The sequence below is a fragment of the Devosia sp. SL43 genome, from assembly GCF_021729885.1.
Lineage (GTDB): Bacteria > Pseudomonadota > Alphaproteobacteria > Rhizobiales > Devosiaceae > Devosia.
This window is the reverse complement of sequence record NZ_CP063401.1, coordinates 2,753,011-2,779,487: the sequence shown is the minus strand read 5'-3', so window position 1 is coordinate 2,779,487 and position 26,477 is coordinate 2,753,011. Positions and strand designations below refer to the sequence as shown.

General features: G+C 63.2%; 28 protein-coding genes and 1 tRNA gene. 10 read left to right on the top strand and 19 right to left on the bottom strand.

Annotated elements, in window-relative coordinates; all coding sequences use genetic code 11:
- Positions 1-45: 45 nt before the first annotated feature.
- Positions 46-591, bottom strand: a complete 546-nt coding sequence (locus tag IM737_RS13665) for a hypothetical protein (protein ID WP_236894506.1) — start codon at positions 589-591, stop codon at positions 46-48.
- Positions 592-654: 63 nt separating this feature from the next.
- On the opposite strand from IM737_RS13665, the gene IM737_RS13660 reads away from it, so the two are divergent.
- Both IM737_RS13660 and IM737_RS13655 read left to right on the top strand, forming a co-directional pair.
- On the top strand, positions 655-975 hold the full coding sequence (locus IM737_RS13660) for a hypothetical protein (RefSeq protein ID WP_236894505.1): 321 nt from the start codon (positions 655-657) through the stop codon (positions 973-975).
- A gap of 225 nt (positions 976-1,200) precedes the next feature.
- Positions 1,201-3,948: a transglycosylase domain-containing protein gene (locus IM737_RS13655; protein ID WP_236894504.1), complete on the top strand. Its 2,748-nt coding sequence runs from the start codon at positions 1,201-1,203 to the stop codon at positions 3,946-3,948.
- Positions 3,949-4,081: 133 nt separating this feature from the next.
- On the opposite strand, the gene IM737_RS13650 is transcribed toward IM737_RS13655, so the two are convergent.
- Positions 4,082-4,819 carry a M48 family metallopeptidase gene (locus tag IM737_RS13650; RefSeq protein ID WP_236894503.1) on the bottom strand — a complete coding sequence of 246 codons (738 nt, stop codon included), beginning with the start codon at positions 4,817-4,819 and terminating at the stop codon, positions 4,082-4,084.
- Between the two features lie 216 nt (positions 4,820-5,035).
- Positions 5,036-5,572 carry a translation initiation factor IF-3 gene (gene infC / locus IM737_RS13645; RefSeq protein ID WP_236899926.1) on the bottom strand — a complete coding sequence of 179 codons (537 nt, stop codon included), beginning with the start codon at positions 5,570-5,572 and terminating at the stop codon, positions 5,036-5,038.
- 171 nt (positions 5,573-5,743) lie between these two features.
- On the opposite strand from infC, the gene IM737_RS13640 reads away from it, so the two are divergent.
- On the top strand, positions 5,744-6,517 hold the full coding sequence (locus IM737_RS13640; RefSeq protein WP_236894502.1) for an alpha/beta hydrolase: 774 nt from the start codon (positions 5,744-5,746) through the stop codon (positions 6,515-6,517).
- 16 nt (positions 6,518-6,533) lie between these two features.
- On the opposite strand, the gene IM737_RS13635 is transcribed toward IM737_RS13640, so the two are convergent.
- The 7 genes from IM737_RS13635 to IM737_RS13605 all read right to left on the bottom strand — a co-directional run bounded on the left by IM737_RS13635 (position 6,534) and on the right by IM737_RS13605 (position 10,983).
- Complete coding sequence (locus tag IM737_RS13635; RefSeq protein ID WP_236894501.1) at positions 6,534-6,965, bottom strand: DUF6455 family protein; 432 nt, start codon at positions 6,963-6,965, stop codon at positions 6,534-6,536.
- A gap of 112 nt (positions 6,966-7,077) precedes the next feature.
- Positions 7,078-7,743 carry a GNAT family N-acetyltransferase gene (locus IM737_RS13630; RefSeq protein WP_236894500.1) on the bottom strand — a complete coding sequence of 222 codons (666 nt, stop codon included), beginning with the start codon at positions 7,741-7,743 and terminating at the stop codon, positions 7,078-7,080.
- A complete protein-coding gene (locus IM737_RS13625; RefSeq protein ID WP_236894499.1) occupies positions 7,740-8,612 on the bottom strand; it encodes an NAD-dependent epimerase/dehydratase family protein in 873 nt (290 codons plus the stop codon). The genes IM737_RS13630 and IM737_RS13625 overlap by 4 nt, the downstream gene beginning before the upstream one ends.
- Positions 8,609-9,748, bottom strand: coding sequence for a tRNA epoxyqueuosine(34) reductase QueG (gene queG / locus IM737_RS13620; RefSeq protein ID WP_442874133.1), 1,140 nt, complete (start codon positions 9,746-9,748; stop codon positions 8,609-8,611). Before queG ends, IM737_RS13625 begins: the two co-directional genes overlap by 4 nt.
- Complete coding sequence (locus tag IM737_RS13615; RefSeq protein ID WP_236894498.1) at positions 9,745-9,996, bottom strand: CopG family antitoxin; 252 nt, start codon at positions 9,994-9,996, stop codon at positions 9,745-9,747. The genes queG and IM737_RS13615 overlap by 4 nt, the downstream gene beginning before the upstream one ends.
- Positions 9,986-10,270 carry a BrnT family toxin gene (locus IM737_RS13610; RefSeq protein ID WP_236894497.1) on the bottom strand — a complete coding sequence of 95 codons (285 nt, stop codon included), beginning with the start codon at positions 10,268-10,270 and terminating at the stop codon, positions 9,986-9,988. Before IM737_RS13610 ends, IM737_RS13615 begins: the two co-directional genes overlap by 11 nt.
- A 35-nt stretch (positions 10,271-10,305) precedes the next feature.
- On the bottom strand, positions 10,306-10,983 hold the full coding sequence (locus tag IM737_RS13605; RefSeq protein WP_236894496.1) for a glutathione S-transferase family protein: 678 nt from the start codon (positions 10,981-10,983) through the stop codon (positions 10,306-10,308).
- Positions 10,984-11,096: 113 nt separating this feature from the next.
- Here IM737_RS13605 and IM737_RS13600 point away from each other — a divergent pair, with 113 nt between their 5' ends.
- Positions 11,097-11,909: an undecaprenyl-diphosphate phosphatase gene (locus IM737_RS13600; RefSeq protein WP_236894495.1), complete on the top strand. Its 813-nt coding sequence runs from the start codon at positions 11,097-11,099 to the stop codon at positions 11,907-11,909.
- Here the strand turns inward: IM737_RS13600 and IM737_RS13595 are convergent, their stop codons facing one another.
- Positions 11,910-12,536 carry a LolA family protein gene (locus tag IM737_RS13595; protein WP_236894494.1) on the bottom strand — a complete coding sequence of 209 codons (627 nt, stop codon included), beginning with the start codon at positions 12,534-12,536 and terminating at the stop codon, positions 11,910-11,912. It lies immediately after the preceding gene.
- A 347-nt stretch (positions 12,537-12,883) separates the two neighbouring features.
- Here IM737_RS13595 and IM737_RS13590 point away from each other — a divergent pair, with 347 nt between their 5' ends.
- Positions 12,884-13,342: a hypothetical protein gene (locus IM737_RS13590; RefSeq protein WP_236894493.1), complete on the top strand. Its 459-nt coding sequence runs from the start codon at positions 12,884-12,886 to the stop codon at positions 13,340-13,342.
- A 156-nt stretch (positions 13,343-13,498) separates the two neighbouring features.
- Positions 13,499-13,780 (top strand): hypothetical protein, encoded by a 282-nt coding sequence (locus IM737_RS13585; RefSeq protein WP_236894492.1) that lies wholly within the window; start codon positions 13,499-13,501, stop codon positions 13,778-13,780.
- 65 nt (positions 13,781-13,845) lie between these two features.
- Here the strand turns inward: IM737_RS13585 and IM737_RS13580 are convergent, their stop codons facing one another.
- From IM737_RS13580 to IM737_RS13570, 3 genes are all read right to left on the bottom strand, one after another.
- Positions 13,846-16,587 (bottom strand): DNA translocase FtsK, encoded by a 2,742-nt coding sequence (locus IM737_RS13580; protein WP_236894491.1) that lies wholly within the window; start codon positions 16,585-16,587, stop codon positions 13,846-13,848.
- 426 nt (positions 16,588-17,013) lie between these two features.
- On the bottom strand, positions 17,014-18,384 hold the full coding sequence (locus IM737_RS13575; RefSeq protein WP_236894490.1) for an ammonium transporter: 1,371 nt from the start codon (positions 18,382-18,384) through the stop codon (positions 17,014-17,016).
- A gap of 21 nt (positions 18,385-18,405) precedes the next feature.
- The gene (locus tag IM737_RS13570; protein WP_046134535.1) at positions 18,406-18,744 is read right to left on the bottom strand and encodes a P-II family nitrogen regulator; all 339 of its coding nucleotides are present in this window, start codon (positions 18,742-18,744) and stop codon (positions 18,406-18,408) included.
- Positions 18,745-19,009: 265 nt separating this feature from the next.
- Between IM737_RS13570 and IM737_RS13565 the strand changes: the two genes are divergently transcribed.
- Positions 19,010-20,230, top strand: a complete 1,221-nt coding sequence (locus IM737_RS13565; protein ID WP_236894489.1) for an FAD-dependent monooxygenase — start codon at positions 19,010-19,012, stop codon at positions 20,228-20,230.
- A 2-nt stretch (positions 20,231-20,232) separates the two neighbouring features.
- Complete coding sequence (locus IM737_RS13560; protein WP_236894488.1) at positions 20,233-20,445, top strand: KTSC domain-containing protein; 213 nt, start codon at positions 20,233-20,235, stop codon at positions 20,443-20,445.
- Here IM737_RS13560 and IM737_RS13555 read toward each other — a convergent pair.
- From IM737_RS13555 to IM737_RS13545, 3 genes are read right to left on the bottom strand one after another with little or no spacing between them, the layout of a single operon-like run.
- Positions 20,435-20,671: a Trm112 family protein gene (locus IM737_RS13555; protein WP_236894487.1), complete on the bottom strand. Its 237-nt coding sequence runs from the start codon at positions 20,669-20,671 to the stop codon at positions 20,435-20,437. The two genes, IM737_RS13560 and IM737_RS13555, sit on opposite strands and share 11 nt — an antisense overlap.
- Complete coding sequence (locus IM737_RS13550) at positions 20,671-21,336, bottom strand: LON peptidase substrate-binding domain-containing protein (protein WP_236894486.1); 666 nt, start codon at positions 21,334-21,336, stop codon at positions 20,671-20,673. Before IM737_RS13550 ends, IM737_RS13555 begins: the two co-directional genes overlap by 1 nt.
- Positions 21,337-21,345: 9 nt before the next feature.
- Complete coding sequence (locus IM737_RS13545; RefSeq protein ID WP_236894485.1) at positions 21,346-22,296, bottom strand: thioredoxin family protein; 951 nt, start codon at positions 22,294-22,296, stop codon at positions 21,346-21,348.
- Positions 22,297-22,499: 203 nt separating this feature from the next.
- Between IM737_RS13545 and IM737_RS13540 the strand changes: the two genes are divergently transcribed.
- Positions 22,500-22,574, top strand: a tRNA-Gly gene (locus IM737_RS13540).
- A gap of 65 nt (positions 22,575-22,639) precedes the next feature.
- Here the strand turns inward: IM737_RS13540 and IM737_RS13535 are convergent.
- On the bottom strand, positions 22,640-23,752 hold the full coding sequence (locus IM737_RS13535) for an NAD(P)-binding domain-containing protein (protein ID WP_236894484.1): 1,113 nt from the start codon (positions 23,750-23,752) through the stop codon (positions 22,640-22,642).
- 96 nt (positions 23,753-23,848) lie between these two features.
- On the opposite strand from IM737_RS13535, the gene IM737_RS13530 reads away from it, so the two are divergent.
- Complete coding sequence (locus IM737_RS13530; RefSeq protein WP_236894483.1) at positions 23,849-24,100, top strand: DUF2188 domain-containing protein; 252 nt, start codon at positions 23,849-23,851, stop codon at positions 24,098-24,100.
- 58 nt (positions 24,101-24,158) lie between these two features.
- Here the strand turns inward: IM737_RS13530 and IM737_RS13525 are convergent, their stop codons facing one another.
- A complete protein-coding gene (locus IM737_RS13525) occupies positions 24,159-26,414 on the bottom strand; it encodes an ATP-binding cassette domain-containing protein (protein ID WP_236894482.1) in 2,256 nt (751 codons plus the stop codon).
- Positions 26,415-26,477 lie beyond the last annotated feature (63 nt).

The following is a 26,477-nucleotide window of genomic DNA, read 5'->3' as shown; positions in this document are numbered from 1 at the left end:
TCCCCACAAGGGGGAGGGAAGCCAGTTCAGCGCATGCCGGGGCAATCACGGCAAGCTATACCCCGTCCCCGCACACCCATTGGCCTCCCAATAGGCGCTCACCGGCGTAAACGTACCCGTCACCGCCTCCTGCACGCGAGCCGCAAATGCCATGGCCTGGCATTCGTCGCTGCCGGCGACGACATGCACCATCTCGTGCAGGATCGTCAGCTCGCGCAATCCATCGGCGCCATCGGTGAAAAACTGCGGACAGAGCACGAGGCTCACGACGCCATTCTCCGGCGGAATGCGCACGAAGGCCGCGTAGCGGCCGCAGGAGCCGGTCGCTTCATCGCGGATAGCTGTCTCTACCGAAACCGTGCCACCCCAATGCCGCGAGCTGAACTGCCCCAGCGTCAGCGCATCGCGATAGGCCGCGACATCGACGCCGAATTCACTTGCGCCCAGCTGCGGCAGGGCCGCCTCAAACGTCGCCGTGGCCCGGGTCAAGGCCCTGTCGAGCAGGGCAGCATCGTCGGCCAGCGTCGGTGCCGCCATCAGGGCCGTCGCCAAACCCGCCTTCATTGCCCATTCATGTCGCTTTGTGTTCATTGTCTCTCATAGGCTGGCCGGAAGCGGCCGGGCAAACCGTTCTCGTATCGAGGAGGCCGTTTTATGAAGATCGCCATTGCTACCGCTGTTATAGCAGCTCTCGTTTCGCCCGCCCTGGCCCAGGAGGCAACCGGCACGCCGCTGATCCGGGTCTATATCGACGCCCCCTATTTCTACGACATCCTCGCCGATGTCAGCGACGCCACCGATCCGCGCGCCCATGCGCTCAGCCTGATCGTCGAAGGCAAGGAAGTGGGAGAATCGCGCCTGGTCTATGATTGCGAGACTGGCGACTATTCCGAAAAGGTCGTCACCGAATGGACCGGCGGCGCCGACCTCTTCATGCAGCCGGCGCTGATCGCCTATCACAACCTCTACTGCTGAGGTTGTGACGCCGTCGCAACACCTCGGCGCAACTCGGAAAAACCCACATAAACCGGCCACAATTGGCCCGGAGAACGGTATCGTGGCCGCGTGACAGACGCATCCGGTTGGATGGCGCGTCGCGAGTCGGTCAGGATTGGCCTTAACCTCCTGCTAACCTCTTGTTTCCCAAAGGCGCGGAACGGAGTAGAAGCGGCAAAAGGCAATTTCTCGTAGGTTTGCTTGATGGATTTCCGCATTTCCGCCGATGACCGTGTTGGCGCCCAGCCCAATAAGGGTGGCAAGCCGCAGGCGACTGCCCGCGGCAAGGGCCAGCGCGTCGAGCCCTCGATGGGTCATTCGGTGGGTGTGTTCGTCGATGACGAGCGCTCCGGCGGCGCACCACCGCCCAGCGGCCCAAAAGGCAAGGCCCCCAAGCCGCCCCGTCGCGGCAAGGCGCAGCCGGCCCGGGGCAAGAAGCCCAAACGGCGCGGTGGCTTTCTCATGGGCCTGCTCTGGTGGGGCTTTGTCGGTGCCTTGTGGGCCGGTATCGCCGTCATCGGCGTCGTCGTCTATTACGGCGCACAGCTGCCCTCGTCCAATACCTGGGCTATTCCCGACCGCCCGCCCAATATCCGCATCTTGGCCGCCGATGGCAGCCTGATCTCCAATCGCGGCGCGACCGGCGGCGAAGCCATCACCTATCGCGAGCTGCCCTATTATGTTCCGGCGGCGATCATCGCCTCGGAAGACCGCCGCTATATGAGCCATTTCGGCGTCGATCCGCTGGGCCTGATCTCGGTGGCCATCGAATCGGTGCAGGCCGGCGACGTGACGCGCGGCGCCTCGACCATCACCCAGCAGGTGGCCAAAAACCTGTTCCTCACCCCCGACCAGACTCTGGGCCGCAAGGTGCAGGAAGCGATCCTGGCCGTGTGGCTGGAACAGAACTACACCAAGGAAGAAATCCTCGAACTCTATATGAACCGCGTCTATTTTGGCGCCGGGGCAACGGGTATCGAAGCGGCCGCACAGACCTATTTCGGTGTTTCGGCCCGCAATCTGTCGCTGGGCCAGGCCGCCATGCTGGCCGGTATCCTGCCGGCGCCGTCGGCCTATAATCCCAAGTCCAATCCGGAACGCGCCATCGAGCGCCAGCGCCTGTCGCTCAATGCTATGGCGCGCGATGGCTATATCACTGCGGAAGAAGCCGCTGCCGCCCAGATCGACCCCAGCCAGAGCGTGCGCACCCGCGTCGCCGGCTCGGAGGACTATGTGGCCGATTGGGTCGAATCGCTGATGACCGCCTACCTGGGTGAGATCAAGACCGACGTGGTGGTGCAGACCACCATCGACTTCAAGATGCAGAAGGATGCCGAGTTCATCGTCAAGGAGATGGTGGCCTCCGAGGGTCCAAAGCGCGGCTTCAACCAGGGCGCTCTCGTCGCCATGGATGTCGACGGCACCGTGCGCGCCATGGTCGGCGGCGTCGACTACCAGGCCAGCCAGTATAACCGCGCCGTGACGGCCAAGCGCCAGCCCGGCTCGACCTTCAAGCCCTTCGTCTACATGGCCGCCATGGAAAAGGGCTATACGCCCGATACCTTGGCCGAAGACGCCAAGTTCACCTATAACGGCTGGAGCCCCGGCAATGCCTCGGGCAAATATGCCGGCACGGTGACCCTGCGCCAGGGCCTCGCCTATTCGCTCAATACCATCGCGGCGCGCCTCGCCATCGACGTCACGCCGCAGGCGGTCATCGACGTGGCCACCCGCATGGGCATTTCCTCGCCACTGCAGCCCGTGCCGTCGATCGCGCTGGGCACGCAGGAAGTGAACCTGCTTGAGCTGACCTCGGCCTATGCCCCGTTCGCCAATGGCGGCATGGGTGTCATCCCCAATGTCATCACCTCTATCCAGGCCAAGGATGGCACGGTGCTCTACCAGGCCTCCGATGCCGGCCCAGGCCGCGTCATCGATCCGAACGTGCTGGCCGAGATGAACGACATGCTGGAAACCGCCGTGGAAGTGGGCACCGGCAAGGGCGCCAACCTCAATGGCTGGCAGTTCGGCGGCAAGACCGGCACCTCGCAGGAAGCCAAGGACGCCTTGTTCGTCGGCTATACCGCGGCGATGGTCACGGGCGTCTGGCTGGGCAATGACGATGCCACCGAGACCACGCTTTCGGGCGGCAACGTGCCGGCGGCGATCTGGTCCGAATTCATGACCAAGGCGCATGCCGGCAAGCAGATCGCCCAGATCCCGGGTGGCTCCTACGAGGGTCAGCTGGTGGCCCAGCCGGTGATCGACCCCGCCACAGGCCAGGCGGCCATCGATCCGGCCACCGGCCAGCCGATGACGCAATATGTCGATGCCGGCACCGGTCAACCTGTCCAGACCATGGTCGATCCGGCAACGGGCCAGCTGATGAAGCTCGATCCGACGACCGGGCAATATGTTGCGGCCAATGCCCTGACGGCAAACCAGCCGATCCAGACCGGCCAAATGGTCGACAATGCCGGACTGCCAGCTGGCGGCGTGATCGTCGATGCCAACGGCGTCCAGATCGACCCCGCCACCGGCATGCCCATTCAGCAGATCGATCCGGCTACGGGCCTGCCCGTGGCCAATACCGGCGGCATGCTGGTGGATGCCAATGGCGTGCAGATCGATCCGGCGACCGGCATGCCGGTCGGCCAGGTGGTCGGCGGCAACCAGGTGATCCAGCCCGGCCAGGCCATCGACCCCGTCACCGGCTTCCCGCTGCAGGCCCAGACCACGGGCGTCGGCCAGGCGCCGATCGACCCCAATACCGGCCTGCCCATGATGCTGGTCATCGATCCGGCCACCGGCCAGCAGGTCTGGGTGCCGAGCGCTCCGGCGCAACAGCAGCAGATCCAGCCACCGGCCAATCTCGGTCAGCCCGTCCCGATCGAGAATGAAAACAGCCAGCGCACGCTGATGGACCTGATCTTCGGCGGCGACCAGAACTAAGGCTTACGCCGGACCGAGGCTCTTTGCCTCTCCCCTTGAGGGAGAAGGTGCCCGAAGGGCGGATGAGGGGTTTCCCGGACCTTCCGTTGAATGCGTCAGGTCGTCCCCCTCCCTCTGGTGAGAGGGTGGCAGCCTACCCGCCATGCGCCATCAACTGCCGCCCATGCGCCTTGAGCCAGGCTCGGCCGCGCTCCATGTCGGGCAGCGTCCGCTTCACCGTGGCCCAGAAGGCTGCCGAGTGGTTCATCTCCACCAGATGCGCCACTTCATGAGCCGCGACATAGTCGAGCACGAAGGGCGGCGCCAGCACCAGGCGCCAGTTGTAGTTGATATTGCCCGATGACGAGCAGGAGCCCCAGCGGCTGGCCTGGCTGCGCATCTTGACCGATTTGACCGTCACCCCCAGCCGCGCCGCGTGGATGGCGGTACGCTCGGCTAGGTCGGCCTGCGCCTCGTCCTTGAGCCAATCGCTCAGCCGCCGCGCCTGATGCGCGGCATCGCCGGGCACCAGCAACACGGACTCGCCATCATCGTCGGCAACCTCAACCCGTCCGCGCACCTTGCCGGTGCCGATGATGCGGTGGTCCACCCCGCGCAGCGGGATGATGCCCCCATCGGCAAAACTGGTGGCTTCGGGCGCGCGCTTGATGCGGGCGGCCAGCCAGTTGTTGTGCCGCAGCAGGAAGGCCTCGGCCTCGGCCCATTTGCCATGCGGCGGCAGGGTCAGCACCGGCCCGCCACTATGGGGGATGGACAGCCGATAGCTCCGCGCCCGCGCATTGACGCGCACGGTGACGACAACCGCCTGCCCGTCGATGTCGACGCTGGTTGCGGCCGGAATCTTGGGTTTAGAGCGGAAGAACAGGTTCATCGGGGTCCGAAGTGAGTCGGGCCCATGATAGCCCATTTCCCTTTCCACGGTGTCATTCCCGCGAAAGCGGGAACCTCCGTTTTCTCTTTCGACATCGCCAACAGGGGGTTCCCGCTTTCGCGGAATGACCCGATGAGCTCCATGGGAGCGGGCGACCAAAACAATAAAGGGCAGGCCCACCGGACCTGCCCTTTATTGTCTGACGTGCGGCGACCCTTACTTGGGCGCCAGCACCATGACCATCTGACGGCCTTCCGAGCGCGGCTGACTCTCGACCTTGGCAATGGCCTCGGTCTGGTCCTTCACCTTGATCAGAAGCTGCATGCCCAGTTCCTGGTGCGCCATTTCTCGGCCACGGAACCGCATCGTCACCTTGACGCGGTCGCCATCGTCGAGAAAGCGCTGCACGGCCTTCATCTTGGTCTCGTAGTCATGCGTGTCGATATTGGGACGCAGCTGGACTTCCTTGACCTCGATCACCTTCTGCTTCTTGCGGGCCTCGGCAGCTTTTTTCTGCGCGGCATACTTGAAGCGCCCGAGGTCCAGCATCTTGGCGACCGGCGGGACGGCGTTGGGAGAGATCAGCACGAGGTCCAGGCCTTGCTCCTGGGCTTCTGCAAGAGCCGCGCGGGTACTGACGATCCCGCGGTTCTCGCCTTCAGCATCGATGAGTTGCACATCGGCGCTGGTGATATCTTCATTAGAGAGCGGCCCATCTTTCTGGGGCGCGACTGGTCTCATGGGACGACGAATGGCAAACGATCCTTGTGTTGTTAAGCCAAGTGGTGAATTCGAGCGTAAAATCGTGTTACGCGGTCGATAAGTCAACTGGCAAAGCGCCAGAATTTGGGGGCTGTTGCGCCTTTGAAACGCCGTGATCGGCGCGATGTTCCGCCTTAGCCGACTGTTCCGGGAATCCGAGCCTTGCAGATATCCTTACCACAAAGTTTCCGTGTCACCGTGGGCAAAGACGCAGCGGCGCGCGATATTGCCGTCGAACAGCGTTACGGCAAGGCGCCGGGCCTGTTCTGGCTGGGCGGATTTCGCTCCGACATGATGGGAAGCAAGGCCATGGCGCTCGACGCGCTGGGGGCGGAAAACGGTCTAGCTGTCACCCGCTTCGACTATTCCGGCCATGGTATGTCCGGCGGCGATTTCAACGACGGCACCATCAGCCGCTGGCTCGAGGAGGCCGAAGCCGTCTTCGCCACCACCAGCGGACCGCAGATCATCGTCGGCTCGTCGATGGGCGGCTGGCTGGCTTTGCTGCTGGCGCGAGCCCTGCTCCGCCGCGGCAGCCATGCCCATGGCCTGGTGCTCATCGCCCCGGCCCCCGACATGACGCACGAACTGATGCTGCCCGACTTCACCCCGGCTGAGCACGAATCGCTGCACAACCACGGCTATGTCGACCAGCCCAGCCAATATTCGGACACGCCCTACCGCATTACCCGCGCGCTGATCGAAGACGGCAAGCAGCACCTGCTGTTCGGCAGCGTCATCGAAACCGGCTGCCCGGTGACGATCCTGCAGGGCGGCAAGGACCCCGACGTGCCGCAGGCCCATGCCATCAAGCTGACCACGCATATCCTGCACGATCCGGTGACGCTGACGCTGATCCCCGATGGCGACCACCGCCTGAGCCGCGATGAAGACCTGGTGCGGCTGCGCGATGCCGTGTTGCGGATGGTCGGGTAGACCTCGCCAGCAGCGGTCAGACCGTCCTGGCGCCGGTAGTTTCGAAATCCTGCGCCAGTACCTGCAAGAGCTGCGAATTTGGGCAGAATGCCGGCGCATGCGCGACGGCGGTACCGGCATTGAGTTCCACTTCGCAGCGATGCTTGTAATCACAACGGCTGCACATCGAGCTGATCTCCCGCAGCGACGACGGGCTGCGCGCCGCCAGATCGTCGCGGTCCAGGCCATGGGCGGCCATCATGCGCGCCGAAAGCGCAGGAGCGCCCTCCCCCCGGGCGATGATCTCGGCCAGCTCATCGACGCCCATACCGACATCGGCGGCGAGGCGCTCGATGTCGAAGGCGGCAGAATTTCTCAGAAACGCCCGATCCCGCTGCACCCGGCGGTGCCTGCGCCAGCCCTCGATCAGTCCGTCAAGAATATTCCCGTGATGCTGTGACTCACCCATGTGACCCTCCTGCGCTGGGTCAATGAAGCCACAGGGCCGGGGTCGTCCGCCTTGATCCACGTCAAGTCCGCGATGCGGCAGCGCATGGGGCGGTTCGGACGCGTTTTCCTGCTCAGACCTGGGGTCGCGTCACCAGCTTGGACTTCTGCACCCCATCCACGTCAAAGTTGCCCGGTGCCAGCCACCGCTCATACTCCGCCCGCATCGCCGGCCATTCGCTGTCGATGATCGAGAACCAAGCCGTATCCCGGCTCTCGCCCTTGAGGATCATGTCCTGCCGGAACACGCCCTCGAACTGGAAGCCGAAACGTGTCGCTGCGGCCTTGCTGGGCTCGTTTCGATTGTTGCATTTCCATTCGAAGCGGCGATAGCCAAGGTCGTCGAAGGCGTGACGGGCGAAGAGATACAGCGCCTCGGTCGCCAGCGGCGTCCGGGCCATGGGCAGGCCCCAATAGATGCCGCCAATCTCGATCGAGCCATGCTCGGGCCGAATGCGCATCCAGCCCTGCTGGCCCACGGCCTTGCCACTCTTGACGTCGATGACAGCGACATAGCTCGGGTCTGACAGAGACTTGCCCTGCTCGATCCGCGCTTCCATCTCCGCGACGCTTTCCGGCGCATCCGAAAACAGCCAGCGATAGCGTTCGGCCCCACCCGGCATGTTCGAGACGTCATGCAGGTCGGCGGCATGCTTACTGTCCAATGGCTCCAGCCGCACGAAACGGCCTTCGAGCACGACTCGCTGAGGTGCGGATTTGGCAGGCTTGGGCGCGCTCATGCTTGTTCCTTATCGAAAATTGACGCCAGGCCCTCGCGATAGGTCGGGTAGAGCAGCTCGATCCCCAGCGCCCGTTTGATTGCGGCGTTGGAGACGCGCTTGTTGTCGGCGTAAAAACTGCGCTGCATCGGCGTCATCGGGGCGGTCTCGAAAGGTAGGTCGGGTGGCGGGTCCATGCCCAGCATGGCGGCGGCATGGGCGATCACCTCCTGCGGCGGCGCCGGCTCGTCATCGCCGAGGTTGAATGTGCCCTGGAGCCGAGCCTCCGCCGCCAGAGCGGTCACCCGGCCGATGTCAGCCACATGGATGCGGTTGAACACCTGGCCCGGCTTGATCACTCGCCGTGCCGTGCCATCGCGCAGCTTGTCGAAGGTCGAACGATCAGGCCCATAGATGCCGGCCAGCCGTAGAATAGTCAGCTTCACGCCGCGCTCACGCGCGTATTCGCGCCAGGTCTGCTCAGCCAGCACGCGGCGATCGCTGCGCTCGTTGCGCGGTACCAGCGGCGCCGATTCGTCGATCCAGGCGCCGCCGAAATCCCCATAGACCCCGACCGTGGAATAATAGCAGAGCCATTGCAGGTCCGTTGCGGCATCGAGATCGGCACGATGGTGCAGCAGCGCCGGATCGCCATCCGGGCCCGGTGCGATTGACAAGATCACATGGCTGGCCCGACGCAGGACTGGGCCCAGGGTTGGGCCCGGCGCGGCGCCGTCGAACACATGCGCGTTGAGACCTTCTGCCCGTAACAGCATGGCCTTTTCTGCTGACCTGACGGTACCCCCAATGTCCGCATATTGGCCCGATGAGCGCATTTTGATCGAGGCCCAGGTGGACGAAAATCCGAGGCCAAAAAAGAAGGCGTTCATGAGATATCCACGGTCCATTCGCTGGCCACCGAGCTATCGCTTTCCTGCGCCAGATAGGCAAGGCTCAACGCATCGGCCCCTTCCGGCGCCAGCCGTCGTAGCGCCCAGATCGCCGCTCCCCGCACCAGCGGATCGCCGTCTCCAAGCCGAGCCTCCACTATCGGCACCATGGTCGCGTCACCCGAATTGCCGATGGCGATCAAGACATTACGCAGGAACCGACCGATGCCAATACGCTTGACCGGCGAGCCGGCAAACAGCGCCCGGAAACCGGCATCGTCGAGCTGCACCAGATCGGCCAGCCTGGGCCGCTCCAGCTCCACCCGCCCCCGCAGCCTGATCTCACGGCTCACCGAGGCGAACTTGTTCCACGGGCAGACCGCCAGGCAATCGTCGCAGCCATAGATGCGGTTGCCCATCGGTGCCCGAAACTCCAATGGAATCTGGGACTTATGTTCCACGCTGAGATAGGCGAGGCAGCGCCGGGAATCGAGCTGGAACGGCGCTGGAAAGGCATTGGTCGGGCAGACATCGAGGCACCGCGTGCAGGTGCCGCAGCTCTCTTCATGGGACTTATCCCCTGGCAGCTCCGCCGAAGTTAGAATGGCGCCCAGAAACAGCCAGGACCCAAATTCGCGACTGACCAAAACCGTGTGCTTGCCCTGCCAGCCCAGCCCCGCCGCCTCGGCCAGCGGCTTTTCCATCAGCGGCGCGGTATCGACAAACACCTTGACCTCGGCACCCGAACGCCGGGCCAATAGTCCCGCAAGCTCCTTGAGCTTGCCCTTGATGATCTCGTGATAATCGCGATTGCGGGCATAGACCGAGATCGAGCCGAGGTCGCGCTCGCCGAGAATCGCCAGCGGGGCGGTCTCGGGCCCATAATTGATGCCGAGCAGAATGACCGACTTCGCCTCCGGCCACATGCCCTGCGGACTGGCCCGACGCTCGGCCGTCTCGGCCATCCACGCCATATCGCCATGCCAGCCGGCGGCAATGGCCGCGTTCAGTTTTTCCGGCAGATCAGGGCGCGCATCGGCGGCAGCAATGCCAAAACTGTCAAAGCCGAGCGCTGCCGCGCGAGCGCGCAGCTCGGCGACGAGTTTGTCGGACGAGTGTGTGGAGTGGCTCGTCAACGCCCGGCAATATCGTGCTCAAGGAGCTGTCGGATATAGCGCGTATAGGGAATGCCGCGTTCCTTCGCCTTACTTTTCAGCGCTTCCAGCAATGACGAGGGCAACCGCATATTGAGCTGCGCGGCCTTGGGGGTGAATTCGAACGGGGACGGCTTGAACTGGCTAAAATCCAGATCAGAGAGATCCTGTTCCAAAAAGGCAGCGGCTTCTTCGTCTGACTTGAAATGAGGTACTTTCCTACCGCTCATAGCGCTTGAACTCCTTGGCATGCATGTAACGGGCGCTTATGTGGCGGACCAACAGTGCGTCACCCTCCTCACGCGTCGTAAACACGACAAACAACGGCCGGTCTCCAGCACTTCGCCCTATGGCGACGTATCGTTCCTCATCGTGCGAATGCTTCACGTCTGGGGCGATAAGGTGAGGCCGGGAGAACAAGCCTTCAATGTCGACGATTGAAACACCATGGCTTTGACACTTGTCATGATTGCCAGCGTCCCACTCGAAGCCGTCAATCTTCATAGCATCCAACTACACATTTGTATATACAAATTGCGCTAGAAATCCAGGTCCGCATAGCCCTTCTGCGGCGGCATGGCGACCACGCGATCGTTGAGCAAAGTCCGGAAGGCCGGGCGGGACTTGATGCGGGAATACCAGTCGCGGGTTTCCCCGGCCTTGCCCCAGTCGATATCTCCCAGATAGTCGAGCGTCGACAGATGCGCCGCCAGGGCGAAATCGGCCAGCGTCATCATATCGCCGCCCAGCCAGGAGCGGGTGGCGAAGATCCAGTTGAAGTAGAGCATGTGCTCGTTGAGATTGGCCTTGGCCACACGCAGGACCGCTGGATCGGGGGTCGCGCCCTTCTGGTCGCGCTTGACGATCTTTTCCTCAAGCACGTAGCGCGTCACTTCGTCATTGAGCTTGAAGATCACCCATTCGATCATCCGCCACATCTCAGCCCGTGGCCCGGGATCGGGCGGGATCAGGCCGGTGACGACGCTGGGGGTATATAGATCTTCGATGGTGTGGATATTGGCCAGCAGACCCACAATGGGCTGGTCGCCCTCACCGAGAAAAATCGGCAGCGTCGCGGCCGGATTGATTTCGAGCAACTCAGCTGTGCGTAGCCAGGGCTTGATTTCCTCCATGTCGAGCGGCACGCCATACTCGGCGCACATCAGACGGATGAGGCGCGAGGACGGATCGAGAGGATGATGAAGCAGGCTCGGCATGTGGATGCTCGTCTCTTTTTGCGGTTACCGCTGTGGGCTGCTTGGCGCTATCTGCGAACAGCGCTAGAGCTTTTCCGGACTTTGCGGGCCGTTGGACTGAATTAGGGGATCAAATGAACGCCGATCAAGGTCTTTTTGTGCCGCTGATCCTTGGAATTCTTGAAGGGCTTACCGAATTCCTTCCAGTCAGCTCCACCGGCCACCTATTGCTGGCCGGCCACTTCTTCGGACTGACCCAGCCGGCGACCTTTATCGTGCTGATCCAGCTCGGCGCGATCTTGGCCGTGATCACGGTCTATTTCGCCAAACTGGGCCTGTTGATCCGCGATGCGCTGACCGGCAAAGCCTATGCCTGGCAGTTTGCGCTGTCGGTGATCCTGGCCTGCCTGCCGGCCGTTGCGGCCGGTGTGCTGCTGCGCGATTTCATCCAGGGCGACCTCTGGGAATCGGCCGCGCTGATCTGTTGGACGCTGCTGATCGGCGGCGTGATCCTCTTGATCGTCGACCGCCTGCCTCTCAAGCCCCGATATGACGACATCTACCAGTTTCCCTGGCATCTTGCGCTGGTGGTGGGCCTGTTCCAAATGCTCAGCCTAGTGCCCGGCGTCTCACGCTCCGGTGCGACCGTGGTTGGCGCCATGCTGTTCGGCGCCAGCAAGCGCGCTGCCGCCGAATTCACCTTCTTCATCGCCCTGCCCATCATGGTGGGCGCCTTTGGCTACGACCTCTACAAGAGCCGCGACCTGATCGACACGTCGATCGCGCTCAATGTCGCCATCGGCTTTGCCGCAGCCTTCATCGTGGGTGCACTGGTCGTCCGCTACCTGCTTGGCTTTGTCAGCAAATACGGTTTCGCGCCCTTCGCCTGGTGGCGCATCGCCGTCGGCATTGCCGGCCTCGTCGCCATCTACGCGCTGGGCCGCTGATTACTGCTCGGTGGCTGTGTAGTTGGCCGGGATGGAGAAGAAAGCGCGCGGAATCTGCACGTCTTTTTCCACATCATAGAGCGAGAAGGTCAGTTCGGCCCCGCTGGGCTCCACCAGGCTCCACTGCACCAGATCGAGTGTATCTGTGCCAAAGGTCAGCGACACCTGCACGGTGCCGGCCACTGTCTCGTCGATGACGGTGATCGACATATAGCCGTCCGAACTGGTCACATCGATCACGTTGGCGTCGAGCAGGTTGATCTGGTCGCCCAGGAACTGCCGCAGCGGAATGGTGTCCTGCGGATAGGCGTAGTAGGTCTCGTCGCGCCGGTTGAGCACGTAGAAGCCGCGGCCCACCGAGACGATTTCCTCCCGGCTTGGCGGGGCGTAGCGGAACGCCACTTTGTCCGGGCGTTCGAGGAAGAATGTCCCCTCCTGCCGTCCGCCATTGGTGTCGATCTGCAGGAAGCGCCCGGCCATGCTGCGGATGGCCGAATTATGGTTGCCGATATCGGCGATGAGCTGCTGCTCTTCGGGGGAAAGAGCCCGGTCAAGCGAGAAGGCTTTGGTGGTGGCCAGCGCAAAGGCAGCAGAGAGACCAAGCAGCAGGGCATCGCGGCGAATCATGGAATTGGTTCCGTGGCGAGTTGTTTGTCGAAGCTACCCTAGAAAGCAATTGCGGCAACAGGTGGTTCCCGCCATTCATGTGGCGTAAAGGAACGCTGGGCTCTAAATGAGTTACGCTACACGCTACGTCTGGCCTAGAAGCTCGAAGGGTCGACAGTTCCCTCAGGAAGCCGGGCTTCATGACTGTTGGTGGGGCTTATGCAATTTCACTTCATAGTCCTGGATGAAAAAGCTTCATGTTTGGCGGTTCGTGACGGTGATTCAAGCATGCCAGACCGTCGGCAGGGTTGTCGGAGCTCTCGCAACTTCGAGCAAATGTAGACTGTCTCAATCCAAGAAGAGGCCTAATGCAAACCGGTAGCCCTCAAACAACACGAAGTGCCAATAATTCGCCAAAACTATCAATCAAGATCGCGGCAGTGGCAGCTTTGGCGTTCGCCGTTCTGCTTGTCTACTTTACTTGGCAGATGTCGTTCAAAGAAAATTCTTCCGAAAATATTCCAATTTCCATCAGAATTATCCATTTGATGGAAAAATACTTCGAGGCAATGGGCGGAACAATTGTTACTGGCGAAATTTGCGATGTTGTCTCGGAAGCTTCCTTGAGGCAGGCGCCGGACTTCCTGCCAGATTTTGAGGCGGAAATTTGGAATGCGGGACCAGGTCACCCGTTTGCTCCCCCGGGCTCTACGTTGGCAAGCTTCAAGCGAGACGCTCAATCACTCCGCATTCAAGAACTCATGATCGCAGTCAGCGACAGTGAACAATACTGCGAAGCAACAATATTCAACGTATCGGGTTTATAAATGAACGAGAGCATCGACGTTTAATACCGTCCAGTCGGTAGCGCGCCGCCGTTTAGACACGCGTTTATTGTTTACAGCGTCGATGGCGTTCCAAAGAAGTGATAAGTGCTTATTTACCGGGAGGAACGAGAGATGGTGCGGGCAGGATGGGTTGGCTTGATGGTTTTGGCGGGCACGTTGCCGGCCCTGGCGGCGCTGCCGCCGCAGTATCAGCGCCAAGCCGAGTTGCGGGCCATTGTCGACACTGCGGAGGTAGTCGACGCTTTCGGCTTTGACGCCATCGATACGATCGAGGAAATCGGGACGGACCTCTGGCACGTCAGGAGCGGCGCCTGCGTGCTCGAGGTGCGGATCGAGGACCTGCCCAACCCCCATGGCGAGGGCTGGGTCGGACCACGAGAGTTCGAGGTCGTGGTGGGCGAGAAGGCCTGCCAGTAGCAGCAAGCTCCAATCGCATCATTCCCGCGCAGGCGGAAATGATGCGGTGGGTCGGGGGACCCGCCTCAGTATCCGTCGGCGTTGTTGCCCACGAGGATTTCGCGCTTACCGGCATGGTTGGCCTGGCTTATGACGCCTTCCCGCTCCATGCGCTCGATCAGGGTAGCCGCCTTGTTGTAGCCGACGCCGAGGCGACGCTGCACATAGGAGGTGGAAGCCTTCTTGTCCGACAGAACGATATGGACGGCCTTGTCGTAAAGCTCGTCGCCAGAGCCGCCATTGGAGGTCTCGCCAAAGCTCTCTTCGCCGAAGCTGCCGCCTTCGTCATCTTCTTCCGTGATGGAATCGAGATAGTCCGGAGCGCCCTGGCTCTTGAGATGGGCCACCACGGCCTCGACTTCGCTGTCGGCCACGAAGGGACCGTGCAGGCGCTTGGTGCGACCGCCGGAGGCCATATAGAGCATGTCGCCATTGCCCAGCAGCTGCTCGGCGCCCTGCTCGCCCAGGATGGTGCGCGAATCGATCTTGGACGTGACCATGAACGAGATACGGGTGGGGAAGTTGGCCTTGATCGTGCCGGTGATAACGTCGACCGAGGGGCGCTGGGTGGCGGTGATGATGTGGATGCCGGCGGCACGCGCCATCTGGGCCAGGCGCTGGATGGCGCCTTCGATATCCTTGCCGGCCACCATCATCAGGTCGGCCATTTCGTCGACGATGACCACGATATAGGGCAGCGGCTCGAGGTTGAATTCCTCGCTCTCGAATATCGCCTCGCCGGTTTCGCGATCGAAGCCGGTCTGCACGGTGCGCGTGATAACCCGGCCCTCGGCCTTGGACTCGTTGACGCGCTGGTTGAAGCCGTCGATGTTGCGGACGCCGATCTTGCTCATCTTGCGATAGCGATCTTCCATCTCGCGCACCGCCCATTTCAGCGCCACGACCGCCTTTTGCGGGTCGGTGACGACGGGCGTCAGCAGATGCGGAATGCCGTCATAGATGCTCAGTTCCAGCATCTTGGGATCGATCATGATCATGCGGCACTGCTCGGGCGTCATCTGGTAGAGCAGGCTGAGGATGAAAGTGTTGATACCCACCGACTTGCCCGAGCCGGTGGTGCCGGCGATGAGCAGATGCGGCATACGGGCCAGGTCAGCAATGACGGGTTCGCCGCCAATGGTCTTGCCCAGGCAGATGGGCAGTTTGCCCTTCATCTTCTCGAAATCGGAAGAAGCCAGCATTTCGCGGAAATAGACGGTTTCGCGCAGCTGGTTAGGCAGTTCGATGCCGATGGCATTGCGGCCCGGCACCACGGCGACGCGAGCAGAGATGGCGCTCATCGAACGGGCGATGTCATCGGCCAGCGAGATCACGCGGGACGATTTGATACCCGGCGCGGGTTCGAGCTCGAACAGGGTGACGACCGGACCAGGGCGAACATTGATGATGTCGCCCTTGACGCCGAAATCGCTCAGCACCTCTTCGAGACGGCGAGCCATCGCTTCGAGTTTTTCGGGCGCATGCTCGGGCGACGGGCCCTTGTGCTTGGGCTCAGCCAATAGCGAGAGCGAGGGCAGCTCGAAGCCGGCGGGCTCATCGAGGAAGGACGGCTGGGCTTCACGCATCACGCGCTGGCCCTGGACCGGGCGCGGCGCCGGCGCGGCAACGCGCGGCTTGGTCGGATCAACCGGATGGAAGCGCGAATCGCCGCGCTGCTGATGATTGGCGACCGGCGCGACCGGCGTGTCGGGCACGAAGGGAATGTCGTCCTCGGCCTCATCGGGGTAGTCGAGTTCGGTATCGTCATAGCTCGGACGGGCATTGATGCGCGGCGAGATTTCGGGCTCGGCATCGAAGGCCGGCTCTGTGCCAAAGCCGGGCTCGACCGGCGCATGGATGCGACGCGGCGTCGCCGATGGCTCGCGGCGGTCGACCACGGGTGCGTGGCCATCCAGGCTCGGCTCGACTTCATCATCCCGCCAGGTCGCGGCCTCGGCAGCGCGACGTTCGGCATGGCTGGCTCGGGCGCGGCGGAAGGCTGTGCGCAGCGAATAGCCGGTATGGACCATGGCGCCGAGCACGATATCAACCACCGGGTTGGTTTCGCGCTCGTCGTCCTCGACCGGAGCAGCGACGCCCTTGCGGCCAGCGGCAGTCGCGGCGGCGGGCTTGCCCTTCTGCGGGCGCGTCGGGACCGATGTCCCCAGACCCATGGCGATCCAGAACAGGGTTAGCGCCGGGATGGCGATGATGATGGCAAACAGCACGGAGGTGACCGCCTGTGGCTGATCACCGGTGACCATCGCAGCCAGGGCACTGAAACCCGAGCCGACAAGGCCGCCCAGGCCGGTCGGCAGCGGCCAGCTCGCCGGCATGGCGACAAAGGCCAGGACGCCCGAAACCAGCAGCGTAGCGCCGATCCAGCCGAGCAGCCGCATGCCCATATGCGGCATCATGCGACGGCGGGCAAAGGCCCACGCCCACAGCGCCGGTGGCACCAGCAAAGCCAGAGCAGCGAGGCCAAAGACCTGGAATAGCGTGTCAGCGATGACAGCGCCGGGAAAGCCCAGCCAGTTGGCCGGCGACTTTGATGTGGCATAGGAGAAGCTCGGGTCGTCGACCGACCATGAGGCCAGCGAGGCCAGGCAGATCGCCACGACACCCAATAGAATCAGCCCGACCACGCGCAACGGAATATGGATGGCCAGCGCCGGTGGCGGCGTGGGCAGCGGCTTGGCGGAAGCACGGCTGCCGCGCTGTGGCACGGAGCGGATTTCATCGAGCACGGGCGAGGGGGAGCTGGGCATGGGCAAACTCAATACTGCCCGGCGTGAGGCCGGGCCCAATTGCCGCCATGCTAGCCGGACCGGGTTAACCCAAGGCTAACCATGGAGTTTCTTCACCTCTCCCTTTGGGGGAGAGGTCGGAGCGAAGCGACGGGTGAGGGGGCCTTTTCTTGGTGCGGCTCTTGTTGAAAGGCCCCCTCACCCGACCCAAGAGGGTCGACCTCTCCCCCAGAGGGAGAGGTAAAGAAAAAGGGCCCGCCGTGAAGGGCGGGCCCAGATAACCGCTGATGTCGCGAGGGAGGGCGGCGGCCAGCGGGCAGTGATTGATCGTGGAGTGCAGCCCGTGCAGTTTGCGAGTGGGAAGCCTCTGTGGCGGGCCAAGAGGGACACGAGCCGCACGCCACGATCAACCGGTACCGGGCGGCGCGAACGCCGCCCGGAGAAGTCTTAGTTGTAGGCGCGCTCGCCGTGGCTCGACAGATCGAGACCGTCGCTTTCGCTCGACTCGGGGACACGCAGGCCACCGAAGATGACGCGAACGATGAGCAGGCCAACCAGGGCGACCACAGCCGACCAGACGACGGCGATACCGACTGCGGTGAGCTGGATCATGAACTGACCGCCGACCGAGTATTCCTCGGCAACGCCCAGCGGATAACCGCCGAGGCCGGGGCTGGCGACGATGGCCGTGCCCAGGGCACCGACGATACCGCCGACGCCATGGATGCCGAACACGTCGAGGCTGTCGTCATACTTGAGCATCGGCTTGAGGTTCACGACGGCCCAGAGGCAGACGATACCGGCAATCGCACCCAGGACGATGGCGCCACCGATGCCAGCAAAGCCGGCAGCAGGGGTGATCGCCACGAGACCGGCAACGGCACCCGAAACCGCACCCAGAGCCGAAGCATGGCCGCGGGTGATCTTTTCGCCAAGGGCCCAGGCCAGAGCCGCAGCTGCCGGAGCCAGCACGGTGTTGATCAGGGCGACGGCCGTCAGCGCGTTGGCTTCAAGGTTGGAGCCGGCGTTGAAGCCGAACCAGCCGAACCACAGCAAGCCGGCACCGACATAGGTCCAGACTAGGTTGTGGGGAGCGATCGGCTCCTTCAGGTAGCCCAGACGCGGGCCAAGCACGATGGCGGCGACGAGAGCGGCCACACCGGAGTTGATGTGAACCACGGTACCGCCGGCGAAGTCATAGGCGCCCATGCCGAACAGCAGGCCCGGGCCTGCCCACACCATGTGGGCGATCGGCAGGTACGAGAAGGTGAACCAGATGGCCAGGAATGTGAGCAGCGCCCCGAACTTCATGCGCTCGGCGATAGCGCCGACGATGAGGGTCGAGGTGATGGCCGCAAAGGTCATCTGGAAGGCCACGAACACCATTTCGGGCAGCTGGAAGCCGGCCGAGAAGGTCGCCGCGGTGGAATCAAGTGTCACCCCCGAAAGGAAGAACTTGGAGAAGTCACCGATAAAGGCCGAGAGACCGCCTTCGGTCGGGCCGGCAAAGGCCAGCGAGTAACCGTAAGCCACCCAGAGGATCGAAATCAGCGAGAAGCCGAGGAAGACCTGGGTGAGGACCGACAGGATGTTCTTGGCCCGAACGAGGCCGCCATAGAACAGGGCCAGGCCCGGAATGGTCATCACGATGACAACCATAGTGCAGACCATCATCCAGGCGGTATCGCCCTTGTCGACGACCGGCACGACCTCGGCCACAGCCTCAGCGACCGGAGCCGCCGCGTCCTGGGCGAAGGCCGTTGCGGCCAGGAGGAGGGAGGCTATCGTCGCGCTCCCGAGAATTTTTGCTGTCTTCATTTGTGTTTCTCCCGAGGACGCTTAGAGAGCTGCCGCGCCGGTTTCGCCGGTGCGAATGCGGGTTACGGCGAGCAGGTCGAGCACGAAAATCTTGCCGTCGCCGATGCGACCGGTCTGGGCGCTGTCGCGGATGGCCGTGGACACGGCATCGGCAAGGGCGTCGTCAACGGCGATCTCAACCTTGAGCTTGGGCAGGAAGTGCACGGCATATTCAGTGCCGCGGTAGATTTCCGAATGCCCCTTTTGGCGGCCGTAGCCCTTCACCTCGGTCACGGTCATGCCGTGGACGTCGAGTGAGTTGAGAGCCTGGCGAACCTCTTCGAGGCGTGATGGCTTGATAATTGCAATCACCAGTTTCATTTGAGCCCCTTTGCGACTTGGCGCTGGTCTGGAATGGCCAAGTAGACTCAAGAGCCGTGCCAACTCGCTATCGCTCGAAAAAGCGTCACAAATTCAACATGTTACTGAATTGTAAAACCGCAGCGACGACGGTGAGGCAGTTTGCTGCACAAAATTTGTGCAAACCTTGATCAATTTGGACAAAATTACGGCAGAGGCCGCGACATCAGGTGCGCTTGCACAGCGCTACAGCAGACGCGCAAAGTGGGGATCAGGAGAACCTGACATGACCCAGGCGCAGAAATTCGACGTGCTGATCGTTGGTGGCGGTCCGGTGGGCCTGACGCTGGCGCTGGCTCTGGTCCAGTCGGCACGCGGCATTCGCGTCGGCCTGGTCGATCGGCGGCCGCTGAGCGTCCCGCGCGACAACCGCGCTTCGGCCATCGCTGCCGGCGTCCGCCGCGTCTTCGAGGCGCTCGGCGTCTGGCCCGCCATGCTGGCCGAGGCGCAGCCCATCACCCAGATGCGCATCACCGATTCGGGCACGGGCGACATTTCCCGCCCACTGTTCCTGACTTTCGATGGTGAAGTCGCCCCGGGCGAAGCGTTCGCCCATATGGTGCCCAACCACGTCAGCCATCAGGCTCTGATCGACGCGCTCGGCCAATCGGTAACCGCCATCGCGCCAGCCGATATCGCCGGCTACACGGCCGAGGCCGATGCGGCACGCCTGGTGCTATCAGATGGCCGCATTCTCAGCGCGCCGCTGCTGGTGGCCGCCGATGGCGCACAATCGGCCCTGCGCCGCATGGCCGGTATCGGCGTCATGGGACATGACTATGGCCAGACCGGCCTCGTCACCACCATCGCCCACGCTCTCCCGCACAATGGTGCCGCCTACGAGCACTTCCGCCCAGCCGGGCCGTTCGCCAGCCTACCGTTGCCGGGCAATCGGTCGTCGCTGGTCTGGACCGAAGCCAGCGCCGAATCGCCACGCTTTCTCGCCATGGGCGACGTCGAACTGGCTGCGGAAATTGAAGCGGCGATGGGATCCACGCTCGGCGCGGTGACGGTGGAGGACAAGCTCATGGGCTTCCCCCTGCGCCTGCAGGTCGCCCGCGACTTCATCGCGCCGCGCCTGGCGCTGGTGGGTGATGCCGCCCATGTCGTGCATCCGATTGCCGGCCAGGGCCTCAATCTGGGCCTCAAGGACGTTGCGGCTCTGGCCGAAGCCATCATTGATTCGATCCGGCTCGGCCTTGATCACGGCGGCGACGACGTCTTGGAGCGCTACCAGAGCTGGCGCCGGCTCGATACGGCCAGCATGGTGGCGATGACCGACGGGCTCAACCGGCTGTTTTCCAACGACATCGCCCCGGTCCGCGCCCTGCGCGATTTCGGTCTCGGCCTGGTCGACCGCGCCGGCCCGGTCAAATCCGCACTAATCCGGACGGCCTCCGGCATCGCGGCCAACGGCCCCAAGCTGCTGAGCGGCCTGCCGATCTGACGATGGTCCGCTTCGACTCCAGCGCAATATGGCGAGCAGAGTACGATGCGGACGATCGGCTGCTGCTGATCTGGTTCACCGGCGACGACAAGCCCTATGGCTATCGCGACGTGCCCGAGACGGTGTTCGACGAGCTGTGCGACGCCGACTCGCAGGGCCGCTACTTTGCCGCTCATATCCGCGACCGCTACGAGGCGATCCCGCCTAGTCCTTGAGTTCCGGCAGTTGCCGCAGCGCCTCCGGCTCGACATTGCGCGCCTCGTCGAGACTGAGCAGCGGCACGCCCTTGACGATGGGGAAAGCCAGCCGTGCTGCCACCGAGATCAGCTCGCTGCGGTCGGCCGACAGCGTCAGCCGGGTCTTGGTCAGCGGGCAGACCAGCATTTCGAGCGTCTTGACGTCGAAGACATGGCGCGGATTGGCGGCGGCTTGCGTCGTCATCAGTTCAGCGGCGGCCGTTCGGCGCCGCCGCGCGCCATTTCATATTCGGTCATGGCGATCAGCGTCTCGGCGCGCTGCTCCAGCGTCTGGGCTTCGAGCAGCACCTGCTTTTCGGCCGGGCCGTAGGGCGAGACCATGCAGCAGAAATTGACGAGGTCGGCCGTGCCGGTCTGTTCAATCTCTTCCCAATTGAGGTCGATATTGGCGAATTCGGCATAGTCGCGCATCATCTTGACGAAGCGCTCGCGGTCGACCGCGTCTTCGCCGAAATCACGGGTGAAATCGGTGGCAAACTCCTCGGCGGCGATCACGCCCTGCCGGTACGGCGTCATTACGGTCAATTCGTGGGCAAGCCGGAAGCGCGTCACTCCCTCAAGGATGATGAAGTAGCGGCCCTCGCCGCTTTCCTCGAAATGGGTCAGCCGGCCCAGGCAACCGATGGCCTGCAGCGGGCTGCGGCCGCGCGGGCTTTCCTCGCTGGTATCCTCGGGCTGGATCAGCCCGATCAGGCGGTCGGCGCGCAGGGCCGCGTCGACCATCTCTATATAGCGCGGCTCAAAAACGTTGAGGGGCCTATGCGAGAAAGGCAGCAGCAAAGCGCCCGTCAGCGGGAAGATCGGCACGGATTTGGGCAGGTCAGCCGCTGAAGTCGGACGCTTGAGCATGGGTTTGCCTCAGGAGAACAGGGCCGCCGACAGCATGCGCCGGCCCTTGTTGGTCGCAGGGTCGCGCGGACCCCAGGCGTCGAAGAATTCGAGCAGTTTCTTGCGCGCACCGTCCTCGTTCCAGGTGCGGTCGCGCTTGAAGATGGCGACCAGCGCCTCGGCGGCTTCCACCTTCTTGCCTTCGGCATTGAGTGCCAGCGCCAGGTCGTAGCGGGCCTGGTGATCGTCCGGATTGGCAGCGACTGCAGCGGCCAGCGTATCGGTTTCGCTCAGCGAAGCGGCCTCGCTCAGCAGGCGGATCGAATTGGCGACGGTAGTATAGGCCTCGCCCTTGCGCTCGGCTTCCTGCACCAGGTCGAGCGTGGCCTGTGCCTGCTCAGTTTCGCCGGCAGCCAGATAGACCCTGGCGAGTCCGATCAGCGACGCCACATGCTCGGGCTGGTGCTGCAGCACCATGCCGAAGATCTGCGCGGCGCGGCCCAGGTCACCTGCGGTCAGCGCCTGCTCGGCCGCGGTCACCGCTTCGGCGATCTGCGCCTCCATCGAGCCTTCCTGCGGCTGCGGTGTCGGGCCGGCGGCAATCACCTTGTCGGCGAAGCGGCGCACTTCGCCTTCGGGCATGGCACCCATGAAGCCATCGACTGGACGGCCGCCGGCAAAGGCAAACACGGCCGGAATGGACTGCACGCCGAGCTGGCCGGCAATCTGGGGATGCTCGTCGATATTGATCTTGACCAGCTTGATGGCGCCGGCCTTTTCGTTGACCACCTTCTCGATTGTCGGGGTGAGCTGGCGGCAGGGGCCGCACCAGGGCGCCCAGAAATCGACCAGCACCGGCTGCTCGAGCGACGCATCAATAACGTCGGCCTTGAAGGCCTGGTCGGACGATTCCTTGATTAGCGCGCCCGCAGGGACAGCGGAGGGGGCAGTTGGAGCAACACCGGTGAACGGAGTGGACATGGCAGTAAGGCCCTTGCAGCGAAGCGAAATCTCTATGTTCGGGGCTCTTTTTGCGCCCGCGAACGGTGACGTGACAAGCCCCTCAATCCACAAGGCGACGTTAAGATGACGGTCGGGCCAAATTGTGGGTTGCATTCAGGCAGGTGATTGGGCATATAGGCGCGCGTCGCCGGACTGCCAAGGCAGGTCGGAGACAACGGAGCGCGGGTGTAGCTCAGGGGTAGAGCATAACCTTGCCAAGGTTAGGGTCGTGGGTTCGAATCCCATCGCCCGCTCCAATCTTCCCAGCGGAAGAAACGATCAAAGGGCCAGACGCAAGTCTGGCCCTTTGATCGTTTGCGGCTCATCGATCCGCCGGTTGCGCCAGACCCAGATGGGATGTCAGTTCGCGCGCCGCCGCAGCGCCAGCCCTGTTGGCGCCGATGGTCGACGCGGATGGGCCATAGCCGACCAGATGGATACGCGGATCGCGCGCCACCTGCGTGGCCAGCCGCCCGGTCATGGTGATGCCGCCGGAGGCCTCGCGCAGTTGCAGCGGCGCCAGATGATCGAGCGCCGAGCGGAAGCCGGTACACCACAGGATCACATCGACATCGAGGGTCCGTCCATCGGCCCAGCGCACGCCTGTCGGCGTTATCTCGCTGAACATGTCCTGCCGCTCCAGCACGCCGCGCTCGCGCATGGCGAGGATGGCGGGACTGAGCGGCAGGCCGGTGACCGATACCACCGAATTGGGCGGCAGGCCTGCCCGCACCCGATCTTCCACCAGCTTGACCGCTTCTCGCCCGGCATCCTGGTCGAACGGCCCCTCGCGAAAGCGCGGCGGCGTCCGGGTGACCCAGCTGGTGCGCGTCACCGTGGAAATCTGGTCGAGCAATTGGATGGCCGAGATGCCGCCGCCGACAACAAGCACGTGCTGGCCGGCAAAATCTTCGGCCCGACGGAAGTCATGCGTATGGAGTTGGCGCCCGCCGAATGTCTCGCGTCCGGGATAATCCGGAATGTAGGGCTTCTCCCAAGTGCCTGACGCATTGATGATACCCCGCGCCGAGAACAGCCCCCGATCGCTCTCGATGCGTAGCCGATCGCCGCGCTCGCAAACCACGCTCACCGTCGCCGGGCGCAGCACCTCCAGCCCGAACCGCTCTTCATAGGCGGCGAAATAGTGCGGCACGGCCACCGCCGCCTGCACGCTGGTATCGCCACCGGCCAGATCGGCAAAACTCAGGCCCGGCAGGTCATGCACCCGGTTGACAGTGGATAGCGTCAGCGACGGCCAGCGATATTGCCAGGCTCCGCCCGGCTGCGGCGCACGATCGAGCACGAGAAAATCGCGGCCGGGTACGAGCCCGAGTTGCTTGAGATGATAGGCCGAACTCAGACCGGCCTGTCCGGCGCCGATTACGACGATGTCGAGCTTGAGGGCGACCCGCGCGCCACGATCCTGATCTGCCACCTTGGCCCCCGATGCCTCGCTTCCCATGTAGGGTGACGCAGCGCCGGGAGCAACCTCCGCATCCCCCAGGGGTTTCATCCGCTCAGGAGATCAGACATGGCACATGTGACTTACGATATCGTCGAACATGATGGCGGCTTTGCCTACAAGGTCGGAGACGTGTTCTCCGAAACCTTCCCAACGCATCAGGCAGCCCATGATGCAGCCAATGCGGCGGCGCGCCGCCAACAGGTCGGCGGGCGGGACGAAGCCATCGAGTATCAAGACAGCAAGGGAACCTGGCATGAAGAGCAGGCTGATGGCGGCGATCGGCCTGAGGCGGATGTTGAGGACGATCTGAAGGACTAGGACGCGACATCGTGGCTCCCTCCCCACAGGGGGAGGGAATGAGGGTGGGGGTGCCGAACTATCCCCGCGCCGCCAAGTGCTGGCCCGTCACCGAACCCTTCGCCTTGGCCAGATCCGCTGGCACGCCCTCGAACTGGATGCTCCCGCCATCCTGCCCTGCCCCCGGCCCCAGATCGATGACCCAGTCCGCCCGCGAGATCACATCGAGATTGTGCTCGATGACGATCACCGACGACCCCGCATCGACCAGCCGGTCGAACAGCCCGATCAGCGTATCGACGTCGTTCATGTGGAGGCCGGTCGTCGGCTCGTCGAGCACATAGATATTGCCCTTCTTGCCCAGCTCGGCCGCTAGCTTGAGCCGCTGACGCTCGCCGCCCGACAGGGTCGATAGCGGCTGCCCGAGCGTCAAATAGCCCAGACCGACATCGTCGAGCCCGCCAAGGATCTTGGCGATGGCCGCCTCGGTGAAGAAGTCCACGGCATCGTCGATGCTCATCTCGTAGACATCGCTGATCGATTTACCGCGCAGCTGGTGCTGCAACACCTCCGATGTGAAGCGCTTGCCCTCGCAGGTTTCGCAGGTGGTGATCATCGGATCGAGATGGGCGAGGTCGGTATAGATGACGCCCAAACCGTTGCAGTCCGGGCAGGCGCCCTTGGAATTGGCCGAGAACAGGGCGGCATCGACGCCATTGGCCTTGGCGAAAGCCTTGCGCACTGCATCGAGAATGCCCGTATAGGTCGCCGTATTAGAACGCCGTGACCCGCGCGCCAGGTTCTGGTCGATGATGATGGTATCTGGATAGGCCTTGGGCAGGCAGCCCTGGATCAGGCTGGACTTGCCCGAACCGGCAACGCCCGACACCGCCGTCAGCACACCCTTGGGGATCGAGACCGAGAGATCCCTCAGGTTGTTGAGCTTGGCGTGATCAATCCTGAGTTCGCCATCCGGCTTGCGCACCTTGTCTTTGATCGGCTGGTGCTTCTTGATGTGCTTGCCGGTCAGCGTGTCAGACTTGAGCAATCCGGCGAAGTCGCCTTCATAGACCACCTCGCCACCCTTGCTGCCGGCGAAGGGACCCATATCGACGACATGGTCGGCAATGGCGATCATGTCGGGCTTATGCTCCACGATCAGCACCGTATTGCCCTTGTCGCGCAGCTGCTGCATCAGTCCGGCCAGCCGTCCGACATCGTGCGGATGGAGGCCCACCGAGGGCTCGTCGAAAACATAGGTGATGTCGGTCAGCGACGACCCCAGATGCCGCACCATCTTGACGCGCTGGCTCTCGCCGCCAGACAGCGTCGAGCTTTCGCGATCAAGGCTGAGATAGCCCAGACCGATGGTCACGAGATTTTCCAGCCGCAGTGCTAGCGCCTCCAGCATCGGGCCGACCTGCCGGGCGTCGATCTTGCGGACGAATTCGGCCAGTTCGCTCACCTGCATCGCCGACAGCTCGGCAATGTTCTTGCCGTTGATCGTGCTGCCGAGTGCATTCTGATTGAGCCGCGTCCCCTGGCAGGAAGGGCAGGTGGCGCGGGTGAAGATCTTCTCATATTCGCGCAATACATGCGGCTGCAGGCTTTCGGGGTCCTTGGAGCCCAGCCCCTTCTTGAGCTTGGCGACCACGCCCTCATAGGTCAGGCCGATCTTGCCCACCTTGATCTTGCGACCATCATCGAGGTGGAACAGGTTCTGCCGCTCCTCCTCGGAATATTTGCTGATCGGCTTGTCCAGGTCGAACAGGCCTGAATTGGCGTAGATTTCCCACCACCAGCTATCGACGGCAAAATCCTTGGGCAGCAGCGCGCCACCATTGAGCGACTTGGACTCGTCGATCACGGCCGACATATCCATCGCCGCAACCTGTCCGATGCCCTCGCAATCAGGGCACATGCCGCGCGGATCGTTGTAGGAATAGAGCGACGGTGGCCCCAGCTTGGGCTCGGCCAGCCGCGAAAACAGCACACGCAGCATCTGCGCCGCATCGGTCACCGTCGCCACCGTCGAGCGGGAATTGCCGCCCAGCCGCTGCTGGTCGACGATAATCGCCGCCGAGATATTCTCCAACTGGTCGGCATCGGGCTGGCCATAGCGCGGCATGAACTGCTGCACGAAGGCCGGGTAGGTCTCGTTGATCAGCCGCTGACTTTCCGCCGCGATGGTGCCGAAGACCAGCGACGACTTGCCCGAGCCGGAAACGCCGGTGAACACCGTGATCTGGCGCTTGGGAATATCCAGCGACACATTCTTGAGATTGTTCTCGCGCGCGCCGCGAATGATGATCGAGCCGTAATCAGGAGTGGTCAAGGGCAGGTCCTCATAGGTTGGGGGCACGCCCTCGTGGTTCGAGGGTCGCTGCGCTCCCGCCTC